This window comes from Streptomyces gelaticus (assembly GCF_014649535.1).
In the GTDB taxonomy this organism is placed as follows: Bacteria; Actinomycetota; Actinomycetes; order Streptomycetales; family Streptomycetaceae; genus Streptomyces; species Streptomyces gelaticus.
This window is the reverse complement of the sequence record NZ_BMTF01000042.1, coordinates 12,149-31,599: the sequence shown is the minus strand read 5'-3', so window position 1 is coordinate 31,599 and position 19,451 is coordinate 12,149. Positions and strand designations below refer to the sequence as shown.

Annotated in this window: 15 protein-coding genes and 3 pseudogenes; 10 read left to right on the top strand and 8 right to left on the bottom strand. The window is 69.8% G+C overall.

Annotated features, from left to right (window positions below; genetic code table 11):
• Positions 1 to 181 precede the first annotated feature (181 nt).
• Both IE107_RS33045 and IE107_RS33040 read right to left on the bottom strand, forming a co-directional pair.
• Complete coding sequence (locus IE107_RS33045) at positions 182 to 1,441, bottom strand: Gfo/Idh/MocA family protein (protein WP_189548038.1); 1,260 nt, start codon at positions 1,439 to 1,441, stop codon at positions 182 to 184.
• A 259-nt stretch (positions 1,442 to 1,700) separates the two neighbouring features.
• On the bottom strand, positions 1,701 to 2,864 hold the full coding sequence (locus IE107_RS33040; protein ID WP_189548037.1) for an ROK family transcriptional regulator: 1,164 nt from the start codon (positions 2,862 to 2,864) through the stop codon (positions 1,701 to 1,703).
• Positions 2,865 to 3,018: 154 nt separating this feature from the next.
• Between IE107_RS33040 and IE107_RS33035 the strand changes: the two genes are divergently transcribed.
• The 8 genes from IE107_RS33035 to IE107_RS33000 all read left to right on the top strand — a co-directional run bounded on the left by IE107_RS33035 (position 3,019) and on the right by IE107_RS33000 (position 12,137).
• Positions 3,019 to 5,601 (top strand): hypothetical protein, encoded by a 2,583-nt coding sequence (locus IE107_RS33035; protein WP_189548036.1) that lies wholly within the window; start codon positions 3,019 to 3,021, stop codon positions 5,599 to 5,601.
• A 56-nt stretch (positions 5,602 to 5,657) separates the two neighbouring features.
• Complete coding sequence (locus tag IE107_RS33030; protein WP_189548035.1) at positions 5,658 to 6,020, top strand: SDR family oxidoreductase; 363 nt, start codon at positions 5,658 to 5,660, stop codon at positions 6,018 to 6,020.
• A gap of 4 nt (positions 6,021 to 6,024) precedes the next feature.
• Positions 6,025 to 6,966 (top strand): GNAT family N-acetyltransferase, encoded by a 942-nt coding sequence (locus tag IE107_RS33025; protein WP_189548034.1) that lies wholly within the window; start codon positions 6,025 to 6,027, stop codon positions 6,964 to 6,966.
• Between the two features lie 821 nt (positions 6,967 to 7,787).
• On the top strand, positions 7,788 to 9,047 hold the full coding sequence (locus IE107_RS33020; protein WP_189548033.1) for an SLC13 family permease: 1,260 nt from the start codon (positions 7,788 to 7,790) through the stop codon (positions 9,045 to 9,047).
• 5 nt (positions 9,048 to 9,052) lie between these two features.
• Entirely contained in the window at positions 9,053 to 9,298 is a 246-nt protein-coding gene (locus tag IE107_RS33015) for a hypothetical protein (RefSeq protein ID WP_189548032.1), read from the top strand.
• A gap of 121 nt (positions 9,299 to 9,419) precedes the next feature.
• A complete protein-coding gene (locus IE107_RS33010) occupies positions 9,420 to 11,126 on the top strand; it encodes a sensor histidine kinase (protein WP_189548031.1) in 1,707 nt (568 codons plus the stop codon).
• A gap of 74 nt (positions 11,127 to 11,200) precedes the next feature.
• Positions 11,201 to 11,869 (top strand): response regulator, encoded by a 669-nt coding sequence (locus tag IE107_RS33005; protein WP_189548030.1) that lies wholly within the window; start codon positions 11,201 to 11,203, stop codon positions 11,867 to 11,869.
• Positions 11,870 to 11,903: 34 nt separating this feature from the next.
• Complete coding sequence (locus IE107_RS33000; protein WP_229867445.1) at positions 11,904 to 12,137, top strand: hypothetical protein; 234 nt, start codon at positions 11,904 to 11,906, stop codon at positions 12,135 to 12,137.
• Positions 12,138 to 12,212: 75 nt separating this feature from the next.
• On the opposite strand, the gene IE107_RS32995 is transcribed toward IE107_RS33000, so the two are convergent.
• The 3 genes from IE107_RS32995 to IE107_RS32985 all read right to left on the bottom strand — a co-directional run bounded on the left by IE107_RS32995 (position 12,213) and on the right by IE107_RS32985 (position 14,567).
• Entirely contained in the window at positions 12,213 to 12,650 is a 438-nt protein-coding gene (locus IE107_RS32995) for a hypothetical protein (RefSeq protein WP_189548029.1), read from the bottom strand.
• Positions 12,651 to 12,858: 208 nt separating this feature from the next.
• Positions 12,859 to 14,007, bottom strand: a complete 1,149-nt coding sequence (locus IE107_RS32990; RefSeq protein WP_189548028.1) for a CU044_5270 family protein — start codon at positions 14,005 to 14,007, stop codon at positions 12,859 to 12,861.
• The gene (locus IE107_RS32985) at positions 14,004 to 14,567 is read right to left on the bottom strand and encodes an RNA polymerase sigma factor (protein ID WP_189548027.1); all 564 of its coding nucleotides are present in this window, start codon (positions 14,565 to 14,567) and stop codon (positions 14,004 to 14,006) included. The genes IE107_RS32990 and IE107_RS32985 overlap by 4 nt, the downstream gene beginning before the upstream one ends.
• Before the next feature lie 169 nt (positions 14,568 to 14,736).
• Here IE107_RS32985 and IE107_RS32980 point away from each other — a divergent pair.
• Positions 14,737 to 15,114 (top strand): annotated as a pseudogene (locus tag IE107_RS32980) (helix-turn-helix domain-containing protein); the annotation flags it as partial.
• A 19-nt stretch (positions 15,115 to 15,133) separates the two neighbouring features.
• Here the strand turns inward: IE107_RS32980 and IE107_RS32975 are convergent.
• Positions 15,134 to 16,264 (bottom strand): CapA family protein, encoded by a 1,131-nt coding sequence (locus IE107_RS32975; protein ID WP_189548026.1) that lies wholly within the window; start codon positions 16,262 to 16,264, stop codon positions 15,134 to 15,136.
• Positions 16,265 to 16,669: 405 nt separating this feature from the next.
• A complete protein-coding gene (locus IE107_RS32970; protein ID WP_189548025.1) occupies positions 16,670 to 17,122 on the bottom strand; it encodes a winged helix-turn-helix transcriptional regulator in 453 nt (150 codons plus the stop codon).
• 95 nt (positions 17,123 to 17,217) lie between these two features.
• Between IE107_RS32970 and IE107_RS32965 the strand changes: the two are divergent.
• Positions 17,218 to 18,471: pseudogene (locus IE107_RS32965) on the top strand (MFS transporter); the annotation flags it as partial.
• 60 nt (positions 18,472 to 18,531) lie between these two features.
• On the opposite strand, the pseudogene IE107_RS35530 reads toward IE107_RS32965, so the two are convergent.
• Positions 18,532 to 19,265 (bottom strand): annotated as a pseudogene (locus tag IE107_RS35530) (transposase); the annotation flags it as partial.
• Positions 19,266 to 19,451 lie beyond the last annotated feature (186 nt).

Genomic DNA, 19,451 nt, shown 5'->3' with positions numbered 1-19,451 from the left:
ACGGTGTTGTCGTCACCACCGCTGGAACAGCCGGCCAGCACACCGGCGGCGAGCACGGTCGCCACGACCGGGGCGGCCGCGGCGCGGACTCTGGAACGACGGGTGAGAAGACGGGACATGAGGAGGTCCTCCGAGGACGTGAAAGTGGGACGGGGAAGGGGGGACGGCATCCGGTGGGGAGTCACCGGGCCGGCACCGTCTGGACGGTGCCGGTGTGCCGGGCACGCTCGGCGGCGAACGCCGCCAGATGACTGCCGAGCGTGGCCTCGGTGCCGGAGCGGACTGCGGCCGCGTCGCCGGTGGCGACGGCGTGGACGAAGGCATCAACCAACGCCGTGTCTCCGCCGCCGTGTCCCTCGGCGGCATTGGAACCGCTCGTGTCGACCTCGTGGACGGTGACCTCGTCGGTGCGGAAGTCGTGGACGGTGACGCGCTTGCCGTCGCCGCGCAGCCAGCCGTGCGAGCCGAAGATCCGGGTCTGGCGGTCGGTCTGTTCGGTGAAGGCGACCATGGTGAACGTCGCGGTCATGCCGCCGGACAGCTGCATGGCGAGGACCTGGTGGTCGACCACGTCGTTGTCGACGCGGTAGGCGCACAGGCCGTACGGGCCTTCGCGCAGCGCGGTCAGCAGCTCGGTCTCGTCCGTGGAGTCCGTGACGTGGGTGACCGGCCAGACCGCGCCCTTCTCGCGCAGCGTCGGCACGTACAGCTTCAGCGCGGAGTAGGGGCAGCCGGACTCGACCGCACAGTCCAGGCAGCGCTCCGCGGCACCGGCCGGGGCGTTCTCCGGCCGGAAGTGCTTGAGCCCACCGAAGCTGGCGACCTGCTCGATGCGCTCCCCGGTGACGTAGGAGATCCAGTCCAGGTCGTGGCAGGACTTGGCGAGCAGCATCGGCGAGGAGTCCTTCTCGCTGCGCCACGGGCCGCGGACGTAGGAGTGCGCGTAGTGCCACCAGCCGACGGGCTCCAGGTGGTCGACGCTGACGAGTTCGCCCAGCACGCCCGAGCCGACAACCTCCTTCACCAGGTCGGTGTAGGGGGTGTAGCGCAGGACATGGCAGACGGCGAAGAGTACGCCCGCCTTCTCCACGCCCTCGATGAGGGTGCGGGTCTCGGCCTCGCTGGGCGCCAGTGGCTTCTCGGCGAGGATCGCGTACCCGGCCCGCGCCAGCGCCAGGACGGGCTCGACGTGATTGCGGTCCTGGGTGGCGACGATGACGGCGTCGGCGATGGCGTCCCCCTCGACGAGCGGCCGCCAGTCGTCGAACTCGAGCTCCGCCCCGGCCGCGGCGCGGGCCGCCGGCCGGGGATCGGCCACGGCCACGAGGCGGGCGCGTTCGGGGTGGGCTTTGATCCACGCGGCATAGGTGAGGCCGCGGTTGCCGGCGCCGACGAGAGCCACACGGACGGGCCGATCGGATATCGGAAGGTGCATGGACATTCCCAAGAGCTCCCTGGAGGTGAAGGAGAGACACGCGACGGACAAGGCGTACGGTGGGGCCGGGAGGCGTCTCCCGAGACGATGCCTGGACGCGGAGCCGTCAACGGTTACCGGGTGCGGAGAACTGACAGCGGCCGGCTGCCGATGCATACGGCGCGTACCGGGGGCGCCTGAAAGCCGGAAGGCGGACCGCGCAGTGGTCTCTGCGATCCGGGACACGGGCTGCCCGGGTCGATGACGGGAGGTCCGGAACGGCCGTTCACGGGCGCGCCGCCGTGGGCCGCCGGTTGTGTGCGAGATACGTCGTCTCGACGTGCTCGACGGCTCGCCAGATCGCACCGAGCGCGACCCGGTCGTCGCCGAGCGAGGACGGCTGGAGATCGGGGACCCGGATGCACAACGGCTCCAGACGGTTACGGAGGCGTGGGAGCAGGACGTCGGCGGACTGGGCCAGTCCCCCACCCAGCACGACCCGTTGCGGGTCGACGGTCAGCACCATGGCCGCGAGGCCGAGGGCCACGTCGCTGGCGTAGCGGTCGACGGCGCGCACGGCGACGGTGTCGCCCCGGCGGGCGGCGGCCAGCACATGGGCGGCGGCGTTCCGCGGGGGTACGTCGGACGGGACGGCGGGACAACACGCCAGGCGGGTGGCGGCGGTCGCCCAGGGGGTGACGGGGAAGCTGCCGATCTCACCCGCCGCGCCGCCGTATCCCCGGTGCACCCGGCCGCCGATGATCAGCGCCGCGCTGAGGCCGAGACCGGCGTGGATGTAGACGGCATCCTCGATGTCCCGTGCCGCACCGAGGCGTTGCTCGGCGAGTGCGGCCAGCCGGGTGTCGTTGTCCACCAGGACCGCCCCGGCGCAGTGTTCGTCCAGGTGCTCGGCGAGCCGTACACCGGTCCAGTCGGCGGCCGCTCCCGCGAGTACGACGTCTCCCTCCGGGCCCACGACGCCGGTGGTGCCGGCGCTGATCGTCCAGATCCGGTGGGCGTCGATTCCCGCGTCGTCCAGGCACTCGGTCATCACGTCGCCGATGACGGCAAGCCGGTCGGCGCGCCGGATGTCCGGCGGCACCGTTCGGCGGGCCGTGGTGACGACCGTGCCGCAGAGGTCGGCGAGCACGGCGAGGACGCTGTGGGCGCCGATGTCCAGCCCGAAGACGTAACCGGACTCGGCCCGGAACCGGTAACGGCGGGCCGGCCGCCCCACTGCGCCGGGCGCGGGCGGGACTTCGGCCGCCCATCCCTGGTCGGTCAGCTCGGTGGCGAGGTCCTCCGCCGAGGCGCGGGAGAGACCGGTGAGCGTGGCCAGCTCGGTCAGCGTCACCGGCGCGTCGGCACTTCTCAGCGCCTGCAGCGCGCCGAACGCGTTGAGCCGGCGCAGCTGCGCCAAGTCACCGCCGGCGGGTCGGGATGCGTCCATGTACTCCTCTTGACGTCGATTCAGCCGTAGGGATTAATCAGAGAGTCCACGAAAATATTGCGATGGTCAAGCGTCAGGAGGACGCTGAGGCTGATCAAGTCGTGAACAAAGCGCCCACTTATTTGGAAGACTCTCATAATCTGAAGGGATCACGGTGCCCCGAAAACGCCCTAGACCACTCCTCATCCTGCTGCTCGCCCTGACCGTTCTGGTCGCGGGTCCTGCACCCCTGGCCGCGGCCCGGGGAGGTGGCGGCACCAGTAAATCGGCACTGGACCGGACGTGGTTCGGCCCCGAGGCCGACCTCGGCGTCCAGCAGGAAACGGTCTCCGTCAACGACGCCGTGGTGGGCACGGAGGACGGCCGGCCCACGATGTACACGACGGTCTCCGCCGAGAACGCGATCTTCAACGTCATCGACATCCGGGACAACCGGCTGCTGCGCTCGTTCACACTGCCTGGCGTGCAGCAGTCCTGGCGGCATGCGATCGGCCCCGACGGCACCGTCTACATCGCTGCCATCACCGGCGGCCAGACGGGAGAGCTGTGGAGCTACAGCCCGGCCGACAAGGAAGTGCGCAAGCTCGGCACCGTTCCGGGCGAGAAGTCGCTGTGGTCGATGACCACGGACCCGAAGGGCAATGTCTGGATCGGCACCTTCCCCAACGGCAAGGTGTTCAGATACGACCCGCAAAGCAAGGACTTCCACGACTACGGGCAGATGGTGCCCGGCCAGCAGTACGTGCGCTCCATCGCCTACCACGACGGATCCGTCTACGCGGGCGTGGGCTCCGTCGGTGACGTCATCCGGCTCGACACCGCCACCGGTACGAAGACGAAGATCTCCGACCAGGTCCCGGCGCTCCTCGGGGTGGAGCCCCAGAAGGTGCCCTTCGCCTACGACATGGCGGTCGTCGACGGCTGGCTGTTCGTCAAGTTCGCCGACCCGCAGATGAAGCTGCTCTTCTACGACCTCGACGCCGGCAAGTGGAGTGACAAGTCCGTCGGCAAGAACACGCCTTCCGACGCGGGAGTCTTCTCCTTCAACCAGCTTCAGTCGCGGGACGGGAAGGTGTACGTCACCAACAACCGCGAGTTGTACGAGATCGACACGTCGACGCTGGAGTCCCGCTCGACCGGAATCGCCTTCGGTACCTCGCTGCGCGGTGCCGCCTGGATACCGCTCGATGATCCGGACCTCCCCGGGACCTCGCTCGTCACCCTGCAGTCGGGCGGCAGGATCACCGCTTTCGACATCGCGTCACGGCGGAGCAAGGCGCTGCCCTCGGTGGTGCAGGGCGCGCCGAACCCGCTGCACAACCTGGAGGCGGCGCCGGACGGCACACTGTTCATGAGCGGCTACCCCGGCGGCACCGGGTCCCGATTCGACCCGCGCACCGGCCGCACCACCCGTTTCCCGATGGGCCAGGCCGAGGGCATGGCGGGCCTGGGCGACACGATGTACTTCGGCATCTACCCCGGAGGCATCATCTCCTCGGCGAAGCTGGACGCGGCGACCCCGGCCGTCTCCGAGAAGTTCCGTCTCGGCTCCGAACAGGACCGGCCGTACGTGATGAAGGCCCACGACGGCAAGCTGCTCATCGGCTCCATCCCCGACTACGGAAAGCTCGGCGGCGCGCTGACCATCTACGACCCCGCCGACGGGGAGAAGAAGACCTACCCCGACATCGTCCACAACCAGAGCGTCGCCGGGCTCGCCCAGCGCGGCGGACGGATCTACGGCTCCACCACCGTCCACGGCGGTCTGGGGACCGGCGCCACTGAGTCCGAGGCCAAGATGTTCGTCTGGGATGTCGCCGGCGAACGCAAGGTCAAGGAGTTCACTCTCGACCTCCTCGGCCTCGACAGCCCGAAGATGATCAGCGGTCTCAGCTTCGGCCGCGACGGCCTGCTGTGGGGCGCGGCCGACGGATTCCTGTTCGCGATGGACCCGGACACCCTCCAGGTCGTCAAGTACAAGAACGTCTACCCCGAGGTGAAGAACTACGGCATGTGGCGGCCGGTCTACCTCCGCTGGGGCGCCGACGGCCTGCTGTACACCACCCTGGCCGGCAAGCTCACCGTTGTGGACCCCAAGACCATGGACCACGTGACACTCGGCGACTACGACGAGGAGGTCGCCTTCATGACCCTGGCCCGGGACGCCGACGGTCACGAGAACATCTACTTCCTCGGCAAGACGGCGGAGTCCCGGCTGCGGATGATCCCGGTGCGCCACGGCCTGGCCGGCGCCGTGGCCGTCGGCAACGCCGGCTTCGAGGTGGCGCCGCTGGGCGACGGCGCCGTCCCGGGGTGGCAGGGCGGTGGCACCCTGTTCACCCTTTCCCAAGAGCGGGCGTACACCGGCAGACGCAGCATGAAGATCGTCGATGCGGCCCGGAGCGGCCCCGAGGCGTCGGCGGAGCTGACCGGTGAGCCGGTGCCGGCTGCCGCGGGGGCGTACTACCGGGCCCGTGCCAAGGTATACATCGAGGACGGAAGCACCGACGATTCGGTGCTGCTGCTGAGCTTCCTCGACAGGGCCGGCCAGCCGGTCGGCCGGATGGCGAGCGCACCGCTCCGCAGCGCGGACCAGCGGCGCTGGATCGACGCGCAGGCGAGTGGTACGGCTCCGCCTGGTACGGCGTCGGTCCGCGTCTCGCTGTACTCGTCGGCGTGGAACCTCATGACCGGATACGTCGACGCGGTGAGCCTTCAACAGACCAGGCGTGGGTGACGCCCACACGCGGACACCAGGCCACGGCGACCGTACGCCGTGGCCCGGTGTCGTCGATGCGGCGCTCAGCCCTCACCGTCGAACTCGCACCGCACGGCATCACCGCCAACACCCTCGCACTCGGCACGGTCCGGACCCCGATCGACGGCGCGTTCCCCTTCGACCGCGATGCGTTCGAGACGGCCCACCGGGAGCGTATTCCGCTTGGCTGCTACTCGGTGCCCGACGAGAACGTGGGCGCGCTGCTGCTCGCCTCGGACGCCGGGGCGTACATCAACGGCGCCCGGATCGTCGTGGACGGCGGAGTGCTCGCCGAACAGATGCGCCGGATGCGCTTCATCTGCCCCGCCGCGTACGCGGCGTACGACGCTCAGCTCTGCCACCCTTTGGTGACCGGGTCAGCACAGAAGGAAACTTGACGCCATGACACACACCTTGCGCACCCTCGACCCGGCCGACGAGGCAGCCGTGCACGCGCTATGGGCGATCTGCTTCGACGCCCCGCACCTCCCGGCGCTGCACGCCCTGGACCCCGACCGCCACCGGCGGACCTTCGTGGCCGCTCGCGGTGACACGGTCGACGCCGTCGTCTGCTACGTGCCGCGGCAGCTCCGCGACGCCCGCGGCCGGGTCGAACGGGTAGGCGGTATCGGCAATGTCGCCACCCGCCCCGAGGCACGGGGCCAGGGCCTGGTTCGCCGGCTGCTCGCCATTGCCGCCGAGGCCATGACCGCCGAGTCCTGCACATGGTCCCTGCTGTTCACGGACACTCCCGGGGTCTACGAGCGCTCGGGCTGGACCGGCTTCCGCACCTCCTGGACTGAGGGACCGCTCACCACTGTTGGCCCACCCGAGCCCCGCTTCCGCATCCGTGCGGCCACCCCGACCGACGCCCCCCGGCTCGCAGAACTGCACGCCGGATTCAACGCCGCACGCCCACTCACCGCGGTGCGGACGGCCAACGACTGGATCCACCGCGTGCCCGCCTGGTACGGCCCCGGCGCCGAATGGCTCATCGCCGAGGACAACAGGGGGACGGCGGTCGGCTACACCGTGACCCAGCACATCGGCGAGGCCGTCGAGGTCCGCGAGTGCGCGGTGACGGAAGCCGCACCGGCGGCCCTCGGTGAGTTGCTCGCTGCGGTGGCCCGCCGGGCCCGTGCGGCGGGTGCCGCAGTCGGCCGGGCCCACCTCCCCGAGGACCCAGCCGTCCGCGCCGCCCTGCCCCGGCTTCTCGCCCAGGATCAGGCCCGGGAACGGACACAGACGGTGGGTATGGCCCGCCCGCTCCTTGCCCCGCCGGAGGCGATACGTGCCACGCTGCAGGCCACGGGAGCAACCCACTGGCATGGCGACTCGTTCTGAGCCAACAGTCCCAGGGCCCGATGTGTTTGCCTGCCGTCCACTCAGCAGGGCACGCCACTGGGACCTCGGCCAGAACCGGGCGCGCACTTCGACCTGAACCCCGTGGGTTCAGTGCCTGCTTTCGATCCCGGGTTCTGGGTGGCTTTGCACCCTGGGCTGGTTCAGTGTCCGAGGACGCCGGGCAGGCTGCGCAGCGTGCGTGCGAGGGGTGCGGGAGCCGACTGAGGGCGTCGGCACTACCGCCGAGGTGACCCGGCACATGCTGGAGGGCCTGAGCCATGGCACGGGTCTGCTCGATTGACGGACCCCGCCCTCGCCGCACTGCGCCACGCCGTCGAGGAGCCGGCCGACCGCACCCACGCGACTGGCGAGCTACTGCTCGTGCCGTCCGGCCCGGCCGCGGTGGTGACCGGGGCTCAGCGTTGTCGGGACGGGTCACGGCATGGGGCCCCGGCAGCGACGCGGTGAAGGTGCCGCTCGTGCAAGGAGATCGTGCCACTGCGCGCCGGGTCGTCCAGGCGCGGCTTCCTGTGCTGGGCCGGTGTGGTGACTCGGGCAATCGGTAGCGGCCCCAGACGACCTCCTCGGGCGGCTCCGGCTCGGGCAGAAATCAGACAGCGAGGCCACTCTTCCGGGTCGCAGGCTTGCGAAGTACGGAGAGTACGCGGGCACAGCCCGAGGCGTACGACCTGAAGCTCGATGTCGACTTCACCCCGTTGCGTGAGCAGGACCTGACCACGGCCGGTTTCGGCACGGCCGTCTGAACCGGACGCGGCTGTGTCTCTGCAAGAGCCAGGCGCCCGGCCGGAGAGGATAGGGCGGTGAGTACTGCGCTGGCAGAGGTTCTTTCCGCCGTTCTTCTTGTGGTCGTGCTGGCGTGCGCGGTCATCCGCCCGTTCGGCTGGCCGGAGGCGGTCGTCGCCGTCCCGGCCGCCGGCGTTGTCATCGCCACCGGGGCGATCTCACTGGACCACGCGGCTGATGAGGCCGCCCGGCTGGGACCGGTGATCGGGTTCCTGGCGGCCGTGCTGGTCCTGGCCCAGCTGTGCGACGACGAGGGGCTGTTCCACGCGTGCGGCGCGTGGATGGCCCGCACCGCGGCCGGGCGGCCGCGCCGCCTGCTGGTGCAGGTGTTCGCCCTCGCCGCGGTGATCACCGCCGTGCTCAGCCTGGACGCGACCATCGTGCTGCTGACACCGGTGGTGTTCGCCACCGCCGCCCGGCTCGGGGCCCGGTCCCGGCCACATGTGTATGCCTGCACCCACCTGTCGAACACCGCGTCGCTGCTGCTGCCGGTCTCCAACCTGACCAACCTTCTGGCGTTCGCGGCCAGCGGGCTGAGCTTCACTCGGTTCGCCGCCCTGATGACACTGCCCTGGCTGGTGGCCATCGGCGTAGAGTACGTCGTCTTCCGCCGGTTCTTCGCCACCGACCTGGACGCCGGCGCCACGGCCCCGCCCGCCGCCGAGCCGCGCGAGGTGCCGGTGTTCGCCCTGGCCACGGTGGTGTGCACGCTGGCCGGGTTCGTGGTCACTTCCGCTTTCGGGATCAACCCGGCCTGGGCAGCGTTCGCGGGCGCCGCCGTCCTCGCGGTCCGCGCCCTGGCCCAGCACCGCACCACGCCGGTCGCTATCCTGCGCGCCAGCGCGGTGCCGTTCCTCGCTTTCGTCCTCGCCCTGGGCATCGTGGTCCGCGCCGTCGTCGACAACGGCCTCGACACGGCCCTCGGCCATCTGCTCCCCGACGGCACCGGCCTGCCCGCCCTGCTGGGCATCGCCGCGCTGGCCGCCGTCCTGGCCAACGTGATCAACAACCTGCCCGCGGTGCTGGTGCTGCTGCCGCTGACCGCCCCGTCCGGACCCGGCGCGGTCCTCGCGGTGCTGCTCGGGGTGAACATCGGGCCGAACCTCACCTACGCCGGCTCGCTGGCCACCCTGCTGTGGCGGCGCATCGTCCACGCCCACGACGCCGACGTGGAGCTGAAAGAGTTCACCCGGCTCGGCCTGTACACCGTACCGGCCAGCCTGGGCGCCGCGGTACTGGCACTGTGGGTATCACTGACCGCAATCGGAGGAGGCTGACCCCCATGGCCGTGGTGGTCTGGATCGTCGAGGGCACCTGGCCCGCCTGCCTCGGCACCCAGCTCGCCGCCCGCGTCCTGGCCGAGATCGGCAACGACCGCACCCACTTCGCCGACGCCCGCTTCCTACTGTCGTTGTCAAGCCGTAGCGGTCACTGGCGGTGTAGCACCGTCGGTCACGGGTTGAACTTTCGTCGTTGGCCGTCGCGACCATCGGCTGACGCTGGGCGGGTCGAAGGGGTCTTAACGTAGCCGGGTGACTCGTGTGGAATCTACGGCCCCTAAAGCATCGGCTCGCCAGGCACTGGCGGCGAAGCTGCGTTCGGCGACCCCGCGGCTGGCCGCCCCGGGCAGGGCTCTCTTGGCTCCCGGAATGTGGTCTCCCTGGCGCATCGTGGGCGAATCGCTGCTGAGCGTGGCGTTCGGGCTGCTGGGAGCAGGTCTCGCGGCCCTGGACAACGGCGGCACCGTACGGGTCACTGCCACCGGGCTGGCGATCGCAGCGCTGTCACTTCTGCGCCGGACGCTGCCCGCTACCGTGCTGCTGGTGACCGCCGTCGGCTCTGTCCTGTTGGGCGGTCTCGCCCCGTTGGTTCTCGTCGCTGCCTGGTCAGCGGGGCGGCGGATCGACGTGGTCGGCAAGACCGTCGGCACCTTCGCCCTCGCATACACCCTCAACCTCGGCCTGGCAGTCGTGCAGGCGCTGCCTTATCTCTCACTGCCCCGCTTGATCTTCAGCGTCTTGTGGCCGCTGGTCGCGATCATCGTGCCCGGCCTGGCCGGCCGCTACCGGTCGCAGCACCATGTGCTGACCGACACGCTCCGGGAGTACGACGCCCAGCAGCAACGCGAGCGCGCGATGATCGCCGGACAGGCCCGGGCGCGGGAGCGTCAGCGCATTGCGCAGGACATGCATGACAGCCTCGGCCATCAGCTGGTGCTCATCTCGGTGCACGCGGGCGCGCTGGAGGTGGACCGCGAGCTGACCGGACGGCAGCGGGAGGCGGTGGGGGTGCTGCGCGAGGCGTCGGTGGCCGCGATGCACGAGCTGCGCGAGGTGATACAGGTGATGCGGGACAGCGCGGAGGCCCCCCACCATGACCCCACCGCCCCAGGCGTCGCGGCCGCGGCGACGGAGGACACCACGGCGCTGTCGCGCGGGGTGGCGGGCATCGAGGGCCTGGTGGAAACGTCCCGGAGCGCGGGCGCGGCCGTGGAGCTGCGGCACTCCGGCGAGCCGCGCCCGCTCCCTCCGACCGCCGGTCACGCGGCGTACCGCATCGTCCAGGAGGGCCTGACCAACGCCCACAAGCACGCCCCGGGCGCCCCGATCACGGTCGAGCTGCGGTATGAACCGGACTCGCTGGTCGTGGAGGTCGCCAACGGGCCCGCAACCGGGACGACGAGCAACGGCCGGAACGTGGTGAGCGGCGGCCAGGGGCTGACCGGGCTCGGTGAGCGGACCCGACTCATCGGGGGCATGGCGCACGCGGGCCCGACGGCGGACGGCGGCTTCCGGCTGGCAGGCGTACTGCCGTACGCATCGCCGGAAGGCGGTATCCCGAGCCCCGGGCCCGGCAACGTGGCGACGACGTTCGTTGATCCGACCGGCGCCTTTTGGCAGCAGACCGCGGGGGACTCCTTGGACGAGGGTGGTCCCGTCATGAACGGGAACGGTCTGAAGGAGCTGACCAAGGCAATGAGCAGGAAGAACAGAAGCGGCATAGCCATCGGCTGCGGGATGGTGGTACTGATCCCTCTGCTCCTGGTGATCGCAGCCGTCGGCGTCGGGGGATACGTCCTCCTGGACAAGGCGGAAAAGGCCAGGATCGAGCCGAAGCAATACGACGCGGTGGAGCTGGGCCAGTCCGAGGCAGAGATCCGCAAGCAGTTGCCCAAGGAGAACCCCTTCGTGACCGACGGCCTGGAAATGGGTGCGCCGCCCGTGCCCAAGGGGGCGAAGTGCCTCAGCCTGACTTCCACGGAGACCAGCAAAAATCCCGGCATGGAGCCGGTCTTCCGGTTCTGCTTCAAGGACGGCAAGTTGACCGAGAAGAAGTCCTTCGAGGTGAGGAACTGAAAAGTACCGGGCGCTCGATCAGCGATGATGGCGAGTGACCGCAGGTAGACACTCAAGGACCGCGCAGGAGAGTCATGATCAGGGTTCTCGTCACGGATGACGAGCCGCTCATCCGGGCAGGCGTCAGGATGATTCTCTCCTCCGCCGACGACATCGAAGTCGTCGCCGAGGCGGTGAACGGCCGTGAGGCGGTCGAGCTGGCCCAGACCCGCCGCGTGGACGTCGTGCTGCTCGACATCCAGATGCCGGTCATGGACGGGCTGGCGGCCCTGGCCGAGCTGCACCGGACCGTGCCTGACACGCGGGTGCTGATCCTGACAACTTTCGGGGAACAGCAGAACGTACTGCGCGCCGTGACCGGAGGCAGCATGGGTTTTCTGTTCAAGGACTCGGCGCCCGCGGAGCTCATACGCGCGGTCCGGGCTGCCGCGGCCGGAGACGCGTACCTCTCGCCGGGCGCCACCCGCCATGTCGTGGACTCGTTGGCGTCCGGCCGGGGCGCCCAACGTGCCGAGCAGGCCCGCCGCCGACTGGAGGCGCTGACCAGCCGCGAACTGGAGGTCCTGGCGCTGTTGGGTGAGGGCCTGTCCAACGCGGACGCCGGTCGGCGGATCCATATGAGCGAGGCCACGGTCAAATCGTACGTGAGCCGGATTCTGACCAAGCTGGGCTGCGAGAACCGGGTGCAAGCCGCATTGCTGGCACGAGACGCCGGCCTGGAACCTGACCACACCGCTCGATGACGTCCTCGGGACGGTGATCGAGGCGGTGTGTGAAATGCAGGCGCAGGACCGGGGCTTCACCGCGGCGTTCGTCTCGGCCTTCCCCCGCGCGATCGACTTCGCCACGGACCGGGAGCAGGCACTGGGCAAGGTCGCCGAACTCGCCCGCCGGGCCAGGGCGGGTGGCAAGCTGCGCCCGGACTTCCTCCTGGTGCAGGCGGGGATCTCGGCGACCTCCGCGTCGAAGATGGGTTCGCCGGTGTCGGGGGCGGGCACGGCGGCGGGGTAGGTCATCTGCAGCCATGCGGCCCCGGGGACAGCCAGGACGGCCCGCATCGGGTGCCCCGGATATGCGCGGGGTGGATCAGCCGCCGCAGCCGGTCGTAAAGTCCATCCAGTCGATAACCCAGCCGTCCGATTCCTTATTCCACTCGAAGCCGCCCAGGTTCCTGTCGTAACCTCCGGCAGGCTTCTCGTAGCAGCCGCCCAGGTTGGCCTTGTCGTTGGTGTACTTCACCTTCCCGTAGATCGGGATGTCCTTGCCCTCTGGAATCGGGGTGAGCTTCTTCTCCTGCACGTAATAGGTGACGGCGTCCTCGCAGAGCGGCGATCTCCCCTCAGATCTCAGGTCAAGCGCCCTGTAGAACGATCGCAGGAGCCTGCTTTGTGCCGAGGGATCGGAACCGGTCAGCCGGCACACGGCCGGGCCGTCTCCTGCGTACAGCCCCCGGACGAAGGCCCGGTAGGACGCCTCCGGACTCTGGGGAGGCTTCGGGGCGTCGGCAACAACATCTCCGTCCATGGGCCCCTCTCCGACCCCGGCGGGGAACGTACCTGCAGTGTCCTCTCCCCCACAGCCGGCCAGCAGCAGACATGCCACAGTCGGCAGCAAAATGGTTCTCCAGACTCGCCTGTTCACAGCAAAGTCTCCAGCCTGGGGCCGAACTAGCCCTAGAATATGGTGTGTTGATCAATTTGATCACATGTGCACCCAAAAGGCGAGAAAAGCCTCAGCGGGCCGGTTCGGGATCCGGCGCCTCGTCCGGGGCGGAAATCGGTCCCGGGTCCTCGCTGTCGGTGTCGAACGGTGGTGCCTCCTGAGTCCACTTCATCGACGTGACCGTCGTGTAGCTCTGCAGCTCGCCCTTGCTCACCCCGTCGCCGCTCCGGGTGGCGACCGACTCGGTGCCGAGCAGCATGCCCGTGGACTTGTCGAAGATCAGGCGGAGTTCGGGAGCGGGCACGTAGGAGCTGGGAAGGGCGACGGCGTAGCCGGTGCGGCCGGTGTGGTCCTTGACGTCGCCGAGGGAGCGCACGCCGGGTTCGGCGGCGAGGAGGCGGTAGGCGGCGGCGCGCAGGGCCGGGGTGGACGGGAGGGTCGTGGCGAGTTGGACGGCTGTGTCGACGACAATCCGGTCGAGGATTTCCTCAGGGCCGTTGTAGTCCTTGTCGACCAGGGCGAACAGGCGCTTGCGGAGGGCCTTTTCATCGGTGGGGAGCGTGGCAAGGAGGCGGAGGGGGAGGTCGCCCATCTTGACGGTGTCCGCGCTTCCGCCGGGGGCGTCGTGCTGGATCTCGCCCTTGCCGGCGTAGGTGACGGTCTCACCCGTCAGGTTCCACGACGTGGGGGAACCATCCTCCTTCCACGCTGTCTCGTCGGCCTTCGTGGCCGGACGGGCCCCCAGATCCAGGAGCTGCGACCACCGCTTGTTCTTGGCCGCGGCCGTCCAGTACCGCTGCTCGGTGCGGACGTCGACGGTGTAGTTCTTGCCGGGGACCTTGTGGAGGGAACCGAAGTGTTCCTCCACGTACCAGTACGTGCCGGAACCGGCCGGTTGCTGCTCGACGTGGGAGGCGGCAGCGAGAAGGACCTGGCTGCCGGAGCCCGACGTCAGGGAGGGCGCAGGTCCTGGCTTCTGCGGCGCGGTTTCGGTGATCGCCAGAGCCGCCACCGCCGCCGCGGTGGCCAGCGCGAGACCCGAGAGGAGAGTGCGGCCCACCCTCCGTGGCTCGGGGGTGGTGCGAGCCGTGCGCGTCGCGCGCGGAAGGGTCATGAGCGTTGCGAGCTCCTCTTCCCGGACCGACGACGGCGTGGGGCGGTCGGGGTCGAGGTGGGCGGGGCGGGCGGCTGTCAGGCGATGCAGGATGTCGTTCTTCACCGGGCTTCCTTTCCTGCGGTGATCCGGACTCGGGTGGACACGCGCCGCACGGCTGCGGCTTCCTCCGTGGGTGGGCTGATGGAAGCGGCCTGGGTGAGACGTCTGCGCGCCCGGTGCAGACGGACCCGCAGGGTGATGGGCGAGCAGCCGACCACCGCGGCTGCCTGTGCCGGGGTCAGGCCCTGCCACCCGGAGAGGATCAGCAGTTCCCGATCGTCCTCCGGCAGCGTGGCCAGCGCCTTGAGCAGCGCGCTTCGCTCGGATACCTCCTCGGCAATGTCGGCCTCGGCGGGTTCCGCCCAGGAGCGCACCTCGGCGGCGAATGACGCGCGCCTGGCCTCCGCCCGGATGCTGTCCCGCAGGATGTTGCGGGCGACCGCGAACAGCCATGGCAGCGGCGGGTCGGGGACGTCGTCCAGCTTGCGCCAGGCCACGGTGAACGTGTCGTTCACCACCTCGTCGGCGACCTGCCATCCCGCGCGGCTGACCACGTAGGCCCACACGCGTTGCCGACAACCGTCGTAGATGGCGGTGAAACGATCCGCGTCGTAATCGGGCACTGCCGCACCTCCTTCCGTCCTGATGTGCTCTGTCGTTGGGTAGTGGGCCGAACGGGCTGATCGTTACAGCGGCATGTCGGAAACCACGCCCGAGAGACGAGGCGTACGTCACATCAGGTCCGCAACGGTGCCGCGCAGGGCGCGACGGTCGGAGGGCGCTGTGTGTCCGGAGCGGGGTCCGGCCGTGCATGGCTGGGTGGAGGGACCAGGTGTGGGCCGCGGCGAGGGCGGCCACGCTGATCGGACGGAAGTTCCACGTCTCCTACGGCGTCTTGGGTGTCACGAGGCTGATGCACCGGCTCGGCTTCAGCCCGCAGGTCCCCGCGCGGCGGGCCGCCGAGCGCGACGAGCAGGCCGTCACCGCATGGAAGGAGACGACCTGGGCGGAGGCAGAACAGCCCGGGCGGCCTGCGGAGGCTGCATCTGCTTCGAGGACGAAGCAGGCTTCACCCGCCGGCCGCCCGAAGGACGCACTTGGGGCCCGCGCGGCCGCATCCCTGTCGTGACAGCCGGCGGCCGCCGCTCGGGACGTTTGTTTGCTGAGGGGTCCCCGCCTGAGGTCCACGTCATGTGCGCTGCCCGGCGCGCAGGGGCCGGAGCGTGAGCGTGCCGTCGGGCCCGCTCTCGACGCGGGTGCCGAACTCCCGGCTGCGCCTGTCCAGGACGGTGCGCAGCCACTCGGTGTCCTCGAGTGAGGCGTGCTCCAGCCGCATCCTGCGGGCCTGCAGGGGCACCAGCCGCGTGTCGACCAGTCGGCCGGTGTCCGCCTCCACCGAGACCAGGTACAGCATCCGCAAGTCGTCCCGGTAGCTCTCGTAGCCGCCGATGCCCTCGTAGTCGTCGACGAGGTCGCCGCAGCCGTACAGGATGAGCTTGCCCTTGTACACCTCCAGCGGGCGCGGGTGGTGCGAGGAATGTCCGTGCACGACGTCCACTCCTGCGTCGAGCAGCGCGTGGGCGAAGCCGACCTCGGAGCGGGAGACGTGGTAGCCCCAGTTGGGGCCCCAGTGGACCGAGGCGACCGCGATGTCCCCCGGCTGCCGGACCTGCCGCAGACGGTCGGCGAACGCGTGCGCGGCGGCCACCGACGGCTCTGCGATGACGTCGCCACCGGCCCGCTGCTCGGTGGCGGCCCAGTCCTTCGGGATTCCGCTGGACGGCATCCCGAAGGAGAAGACCAGCACCCGCCCGCCGTCGCCCAGGGGCACGATCGCCGGCTGTCTCGCCCGCACCTCGTCCCGGCCCGCCCCCGCCGTCCGCAGCCCCGCATCTGCCAGGGCGTCGAGCGTCTCGTGGAGGCCGCGCGGGCCGAAGTCGAGCACATGGTTGTTCGCCAGCGCGCAGACGTCCGGCCGGGCCGCAGCCAGGCACGGCAGGTTGGCCGGGCTCATCCGGTAGTGGACGCCCTTGCCGGGCGCAAAGTCCCCGTCACCGGTGACGGAGGTCTCCAGATTGACCAGCCGCACGTCCGGCGCGGCGTCGTCCAGGACCGGCAGCGCCTCGCCCCACGGCCAGCGGAAGCCGACCGGCCAGGGGATCGGCCCGTTCGCCGCCTCCGCCAGGTCGACGTAGGCACGGGCGTCGCGGATGTACTCCTCCCGCAGCGCCGGGTCACCGGGGTGCGGGAGGATCTGATCGACGCCCCGGCCGAGCATCACGTCCCCGCCGAGGAACAGGGTGACCACGCCCTCGCACACCCTTCCACGCTATAGCCGTCGTGAGCGATGCGCGAAGGAGCCGTGAGACGGAGGCGCCGTGTGGCTACACGTGTGCGTGCGCGGGAGCCATGTGGTCGGCGAACCGGCTCCGCGGCGGCCCACGGGGCGACGGCAGCTCCAGTACCGGCGCCGAACCACCGGATGGCGAGCCCCTCGGTCTCGGCCTGCGCCCACAGCCGACGGGTGGCATGCCGGGTGGCTGTGGGCGGTCGCGTGGGCGGCCCGTAACAGGGCGGCGGTGATGACGAAGCCTGCACGCGGTGCTCGGGTTGTCCTCAGAGGCGCTCGGTTTGATTCCCCAGGTAGGCCCGCGCCGGCCAGCAGCCGGGTGGTACACGGGAGTTGCCGCTCAAGCAGCGTGTCGGCGCCGAGTCTCGGCTCGGATCACTGGGTGGAAACCTTGTGGACGGTGGTGTCGTCGGGGTCCAGCCGTCGCCCGTCCGCGGACAGCACTTCCAGCGGGCGGAGGCGTTGTCCCTGTCGGCGGTCGACCAGCTGTGAGTGGGGTTCGCCGGGGGCGAAGAAGTTCTGTTCGCCCCACTGTCGCAGTGCCACGATGACGGTGAAGAGCGCCTTACCTTTCGGAGTCAGTACGTACTCGCGGTAGGCGCTGCCGTCCGAGGCGGGGACGGATTCGAGGACACCGCCGGCGACCAGGGAACGCAGTCGCACGGTGAGGATGTTCTTTGCCACGCCGAGGCTTCGCTGGAACTCCCCGAAGCGCCGGCTTCCGTCGAAGGCGTCCCGCACGATCAGCAGGGACCACCAGTCGCCGATCGCGTCCACCGACCGGGCGACGGGGCATTCGCTGTCATCGAAGCGCGTCCTGGTCACCATGGCGTCCCTCACTCTCATAACGGTTGCAACATGCTACCAATGTAGTTACCGTCGCCATTGGTAGCAAGATGAAACCAGAATGCGAGGGAGTGCTGATGCCCGGTAATGGTGAGGCTGTGACACGACGGGCAGCGGTCCGAAGTCGGGAAGGTCCCGCGTTCGTCCTGTCCCGTGGCGTCGTCGTACTGTTCGCCGTCGCCTGCGGGGCTGCAGTGGCCAACGTCTACTTCTCCCAGCCGCTCCTGGTGACCATGGGCCACGACCTCGCCATGAGCCCGGCACTTGTCGGTAGCGTGGTCACCCTCACGCATGTCGGATACGGGCTGGGACTCTTCTTCCTCGTGCCACTGGGCGACATGACTGACCGCAGACGGCTCATCGTGGCCCAGCTGCTGCTCCTCGTGGTGGCACTGGCCGTGGTAGCCGCCGCCCACACGGCAGCGATCCTGCTCGCGGGCATGGCCTCGGTGGGACTTTTCGCGGTCGTCACGCAAACGCTGGTGGCCTTCGCGGCATCGCTGGCCCCTCCCTCCGAGCGCGGTCGGGTCGTCGGTCTGGTCACCAGCGGCGTGGTCATCGGAATCCTGCTCGCCCGCACCGCATCCGGCCTCCTGGCCGATCTCGCGGGCTGGCGCTCCGTCTACCTCGCCTCGGCGTCGCTCACCGCTCTGCTCGCCCTGGTCCTGTACCGAGTGCTGCCGCGCCACAGTGACGCTGAGCCGACAACCCTGCGCTACGGACAGCTTCTTTGCTCCACGATCACCCTGTTCGCACGAGAACGACTGCTGCGACTCCGGGCCTTGTTCGCTCTGCTGATCTTCGCCGCTTTCAGCACCCTGTGGAGCAGCGTCGCGCTGCCGCTCAGCGAGGCCCCGTACTTCCTGCCCCAGAGTGCGATCGGGGCACTGGGGCTGATAGGTGTCGCCGGCGCCTTGGCCGCGACCGTGGCGGGCCGTCTGAACGACCGCGGACTCTCCCGGCAGACCACCGGCATCGCCCTGGCACTGCTCGCCGCCTCGTGGTTGCCCTTGTCCTTCAGCCGCAGCTCGCTCTGGGCCCTGGTCGTCGGCGTGATCCTTCTCGACCTCGCCGTGCAGGCGGTTCATGTCACCAACCAAACCCTGATCTACGCGCTGCACCCGGACGCGGGCAGCCGGCTGATCGGCGGATACATGGTCTTCTACTCGATCGGCAGCGCCACCGGCGCCATCGCCGCGACCTCCCTGTACACGGTGGCCGGCTGGGGCGCCGTATGCGCACTGGGCGCCACATTCAGCTGCCTCGGGCTCGCACTGTGGGCCTTCACTCGACACAGCACCCCGGACCCCGTCGCCAAGGTCACCTCTCGCGGTGAAGATGTGAGCGATGTTCGGCTCTGGCACGTAGTCGGTGGTGAGGCTGGGTGTCCGTCAGGGCAGGAGGGCGTGGTGGCGGAGGAGGTCGATTCCGGCGCGTCCGTGCATCTGTCTCGTGATCCTCTTGGTGCGGGTGTTGACGCCTTCGGTGCGGTCGTTGTGGTACGGCAAGGTGAGGCCGGCGTCCACGGCGGCCCGGTCGATCTCGAGGCCGTTGGTGAAACTGCGCAGGTGCGACAGGTCGACGGCTCGGGCGGTGGTGATTCACCCGGCAAGTTGCACATCACTACCCTCGGCCGGTTTCAGCAGGTCGGCGAAGCCGCGTACGAGATCGGCCGGCGCGGTCATCTCCGGGCAGGTCGCGGCGATCTTCTCCAACAGGGCCGTTTCCTTCGGGCGCAGATTCTCGGGGTCGGTGAGTAGGAGACGGCTGGTATGACGCGGCGTGGTTACGGGGCGGTCGCCTTCGGCCCGCCCTGGTTGAGGTAGCGAGCCAACAGGTTGGCGCTGCCGGCGTATCCCAACTCTTGGATCTTTTGCAGCAGTTGAGTGACGGGGACTGCGGGGTCGCCCTGGCGCCGTTCGTGGAAGTGGTCGCGGTAGAGGTCGGCGAGGGTGGTCGCGGTAGGGGTCGGCGAGGGTGGGCCGGTAGGCGGGGGCGATGCGCAGGACCTGGGGTTCGGGCATGCGGGCATACCGTTTGACGGTATTGGGGCCAGGTTGAGGCGGCGGGAGCAGTCGAGCAGGCCGACGCCCTGGCCGAGGAGATCGTGGACCGTGTTCCAGCGTCTAGTTCTCGATCGTCGTTCTCACCCTGGTGCCGCCGACAGACTCCTATCAGGCCACTCGCATCAGGCCACTCGGCCACAGACTGCACACCGCGAAAGGCCCCACCGGATCTGCCGATGGTCGCCCGGGCTCGCCCGGTCATCGGCAGATCCGGTAGGCGCGGGAGCCCGGCACAGTACCCCGAA

Excerpts from the sequence above, each read along its gene's own strand:
- IE107_RS33040 (WP_189548037.1), bottom strand. The coding sequence starts at position 2,864 with ATGGACGCATCCCGACCCGCCGGCGGTGACTTGGCGCAGCTGCGCCGG.
- IE107_RS33025 (WP_189548034.1), top strand. The coding sequence starts at position 6,025 with ATGACACACACCTTGCGCACCCTCGACCCGGCCGACGAGGCAGCCGTG.
- IE107_RS33015 (WP_189548032.1), top strand. The coding sequence starts at position 9,053 with ATGGCCGTGGTGGTCTGGATCGTCGAGGGCACCTGGCCCGCCTGCCTC.
- IE107_RS33045 (WP_189548038.1), bottom strand. The coding sequence starts at position 1,441 with ATGTCCATGCACCTTCCGATATCCGATCGGCCCGTCCGTGTGGCTCTC.
- IE107_RS32995 (WP_189548029.1), bottom strand. The coding sequence starts at position 12,650 with ATGGACGGAGATGTTGTTGCCGACGCCCCGAAGCCTCCCCAGAGTCCG.
- IE107_RS33010 (WP_189548031.1), top strand. The coding sequence starts at position 9,420 with ATGTGGTCTCCCTGGCGCATCGTGGGCGAATCGCTGCTGAGCGTGGCG.
- IE107_RS33005 (WP_189548030.1), top strand. The coding sequence starts at position 11,201 with ATGATCAGGGTTCTCGTCACGGATGACGAGCCGCTCATCCGGGCAGGC.
- IE107_RS32970 (WP_189548025.1), bottom strand. The coding sequence starts at position 17,122 with ATGGTGACCAGGACGCGCTTCGATGACAGCGAATGCCCCGTCGCCCGG.
- IE107_RS33000 (WP_229867445.1), top strand. The coding sequence starts at position 11,904 with ATGCAGGCGCAGGACCGGGGCTTCACCGCGGCGTTCGTCTCGGCCTTC.
- IE107_RS33030 (WP_189548035.1), top strand. The coding sequence starts at position 5,658 with ATGCGGCGCTCAGCCCTCACCGTCGAACTCGCACCGCACGGCATCACC.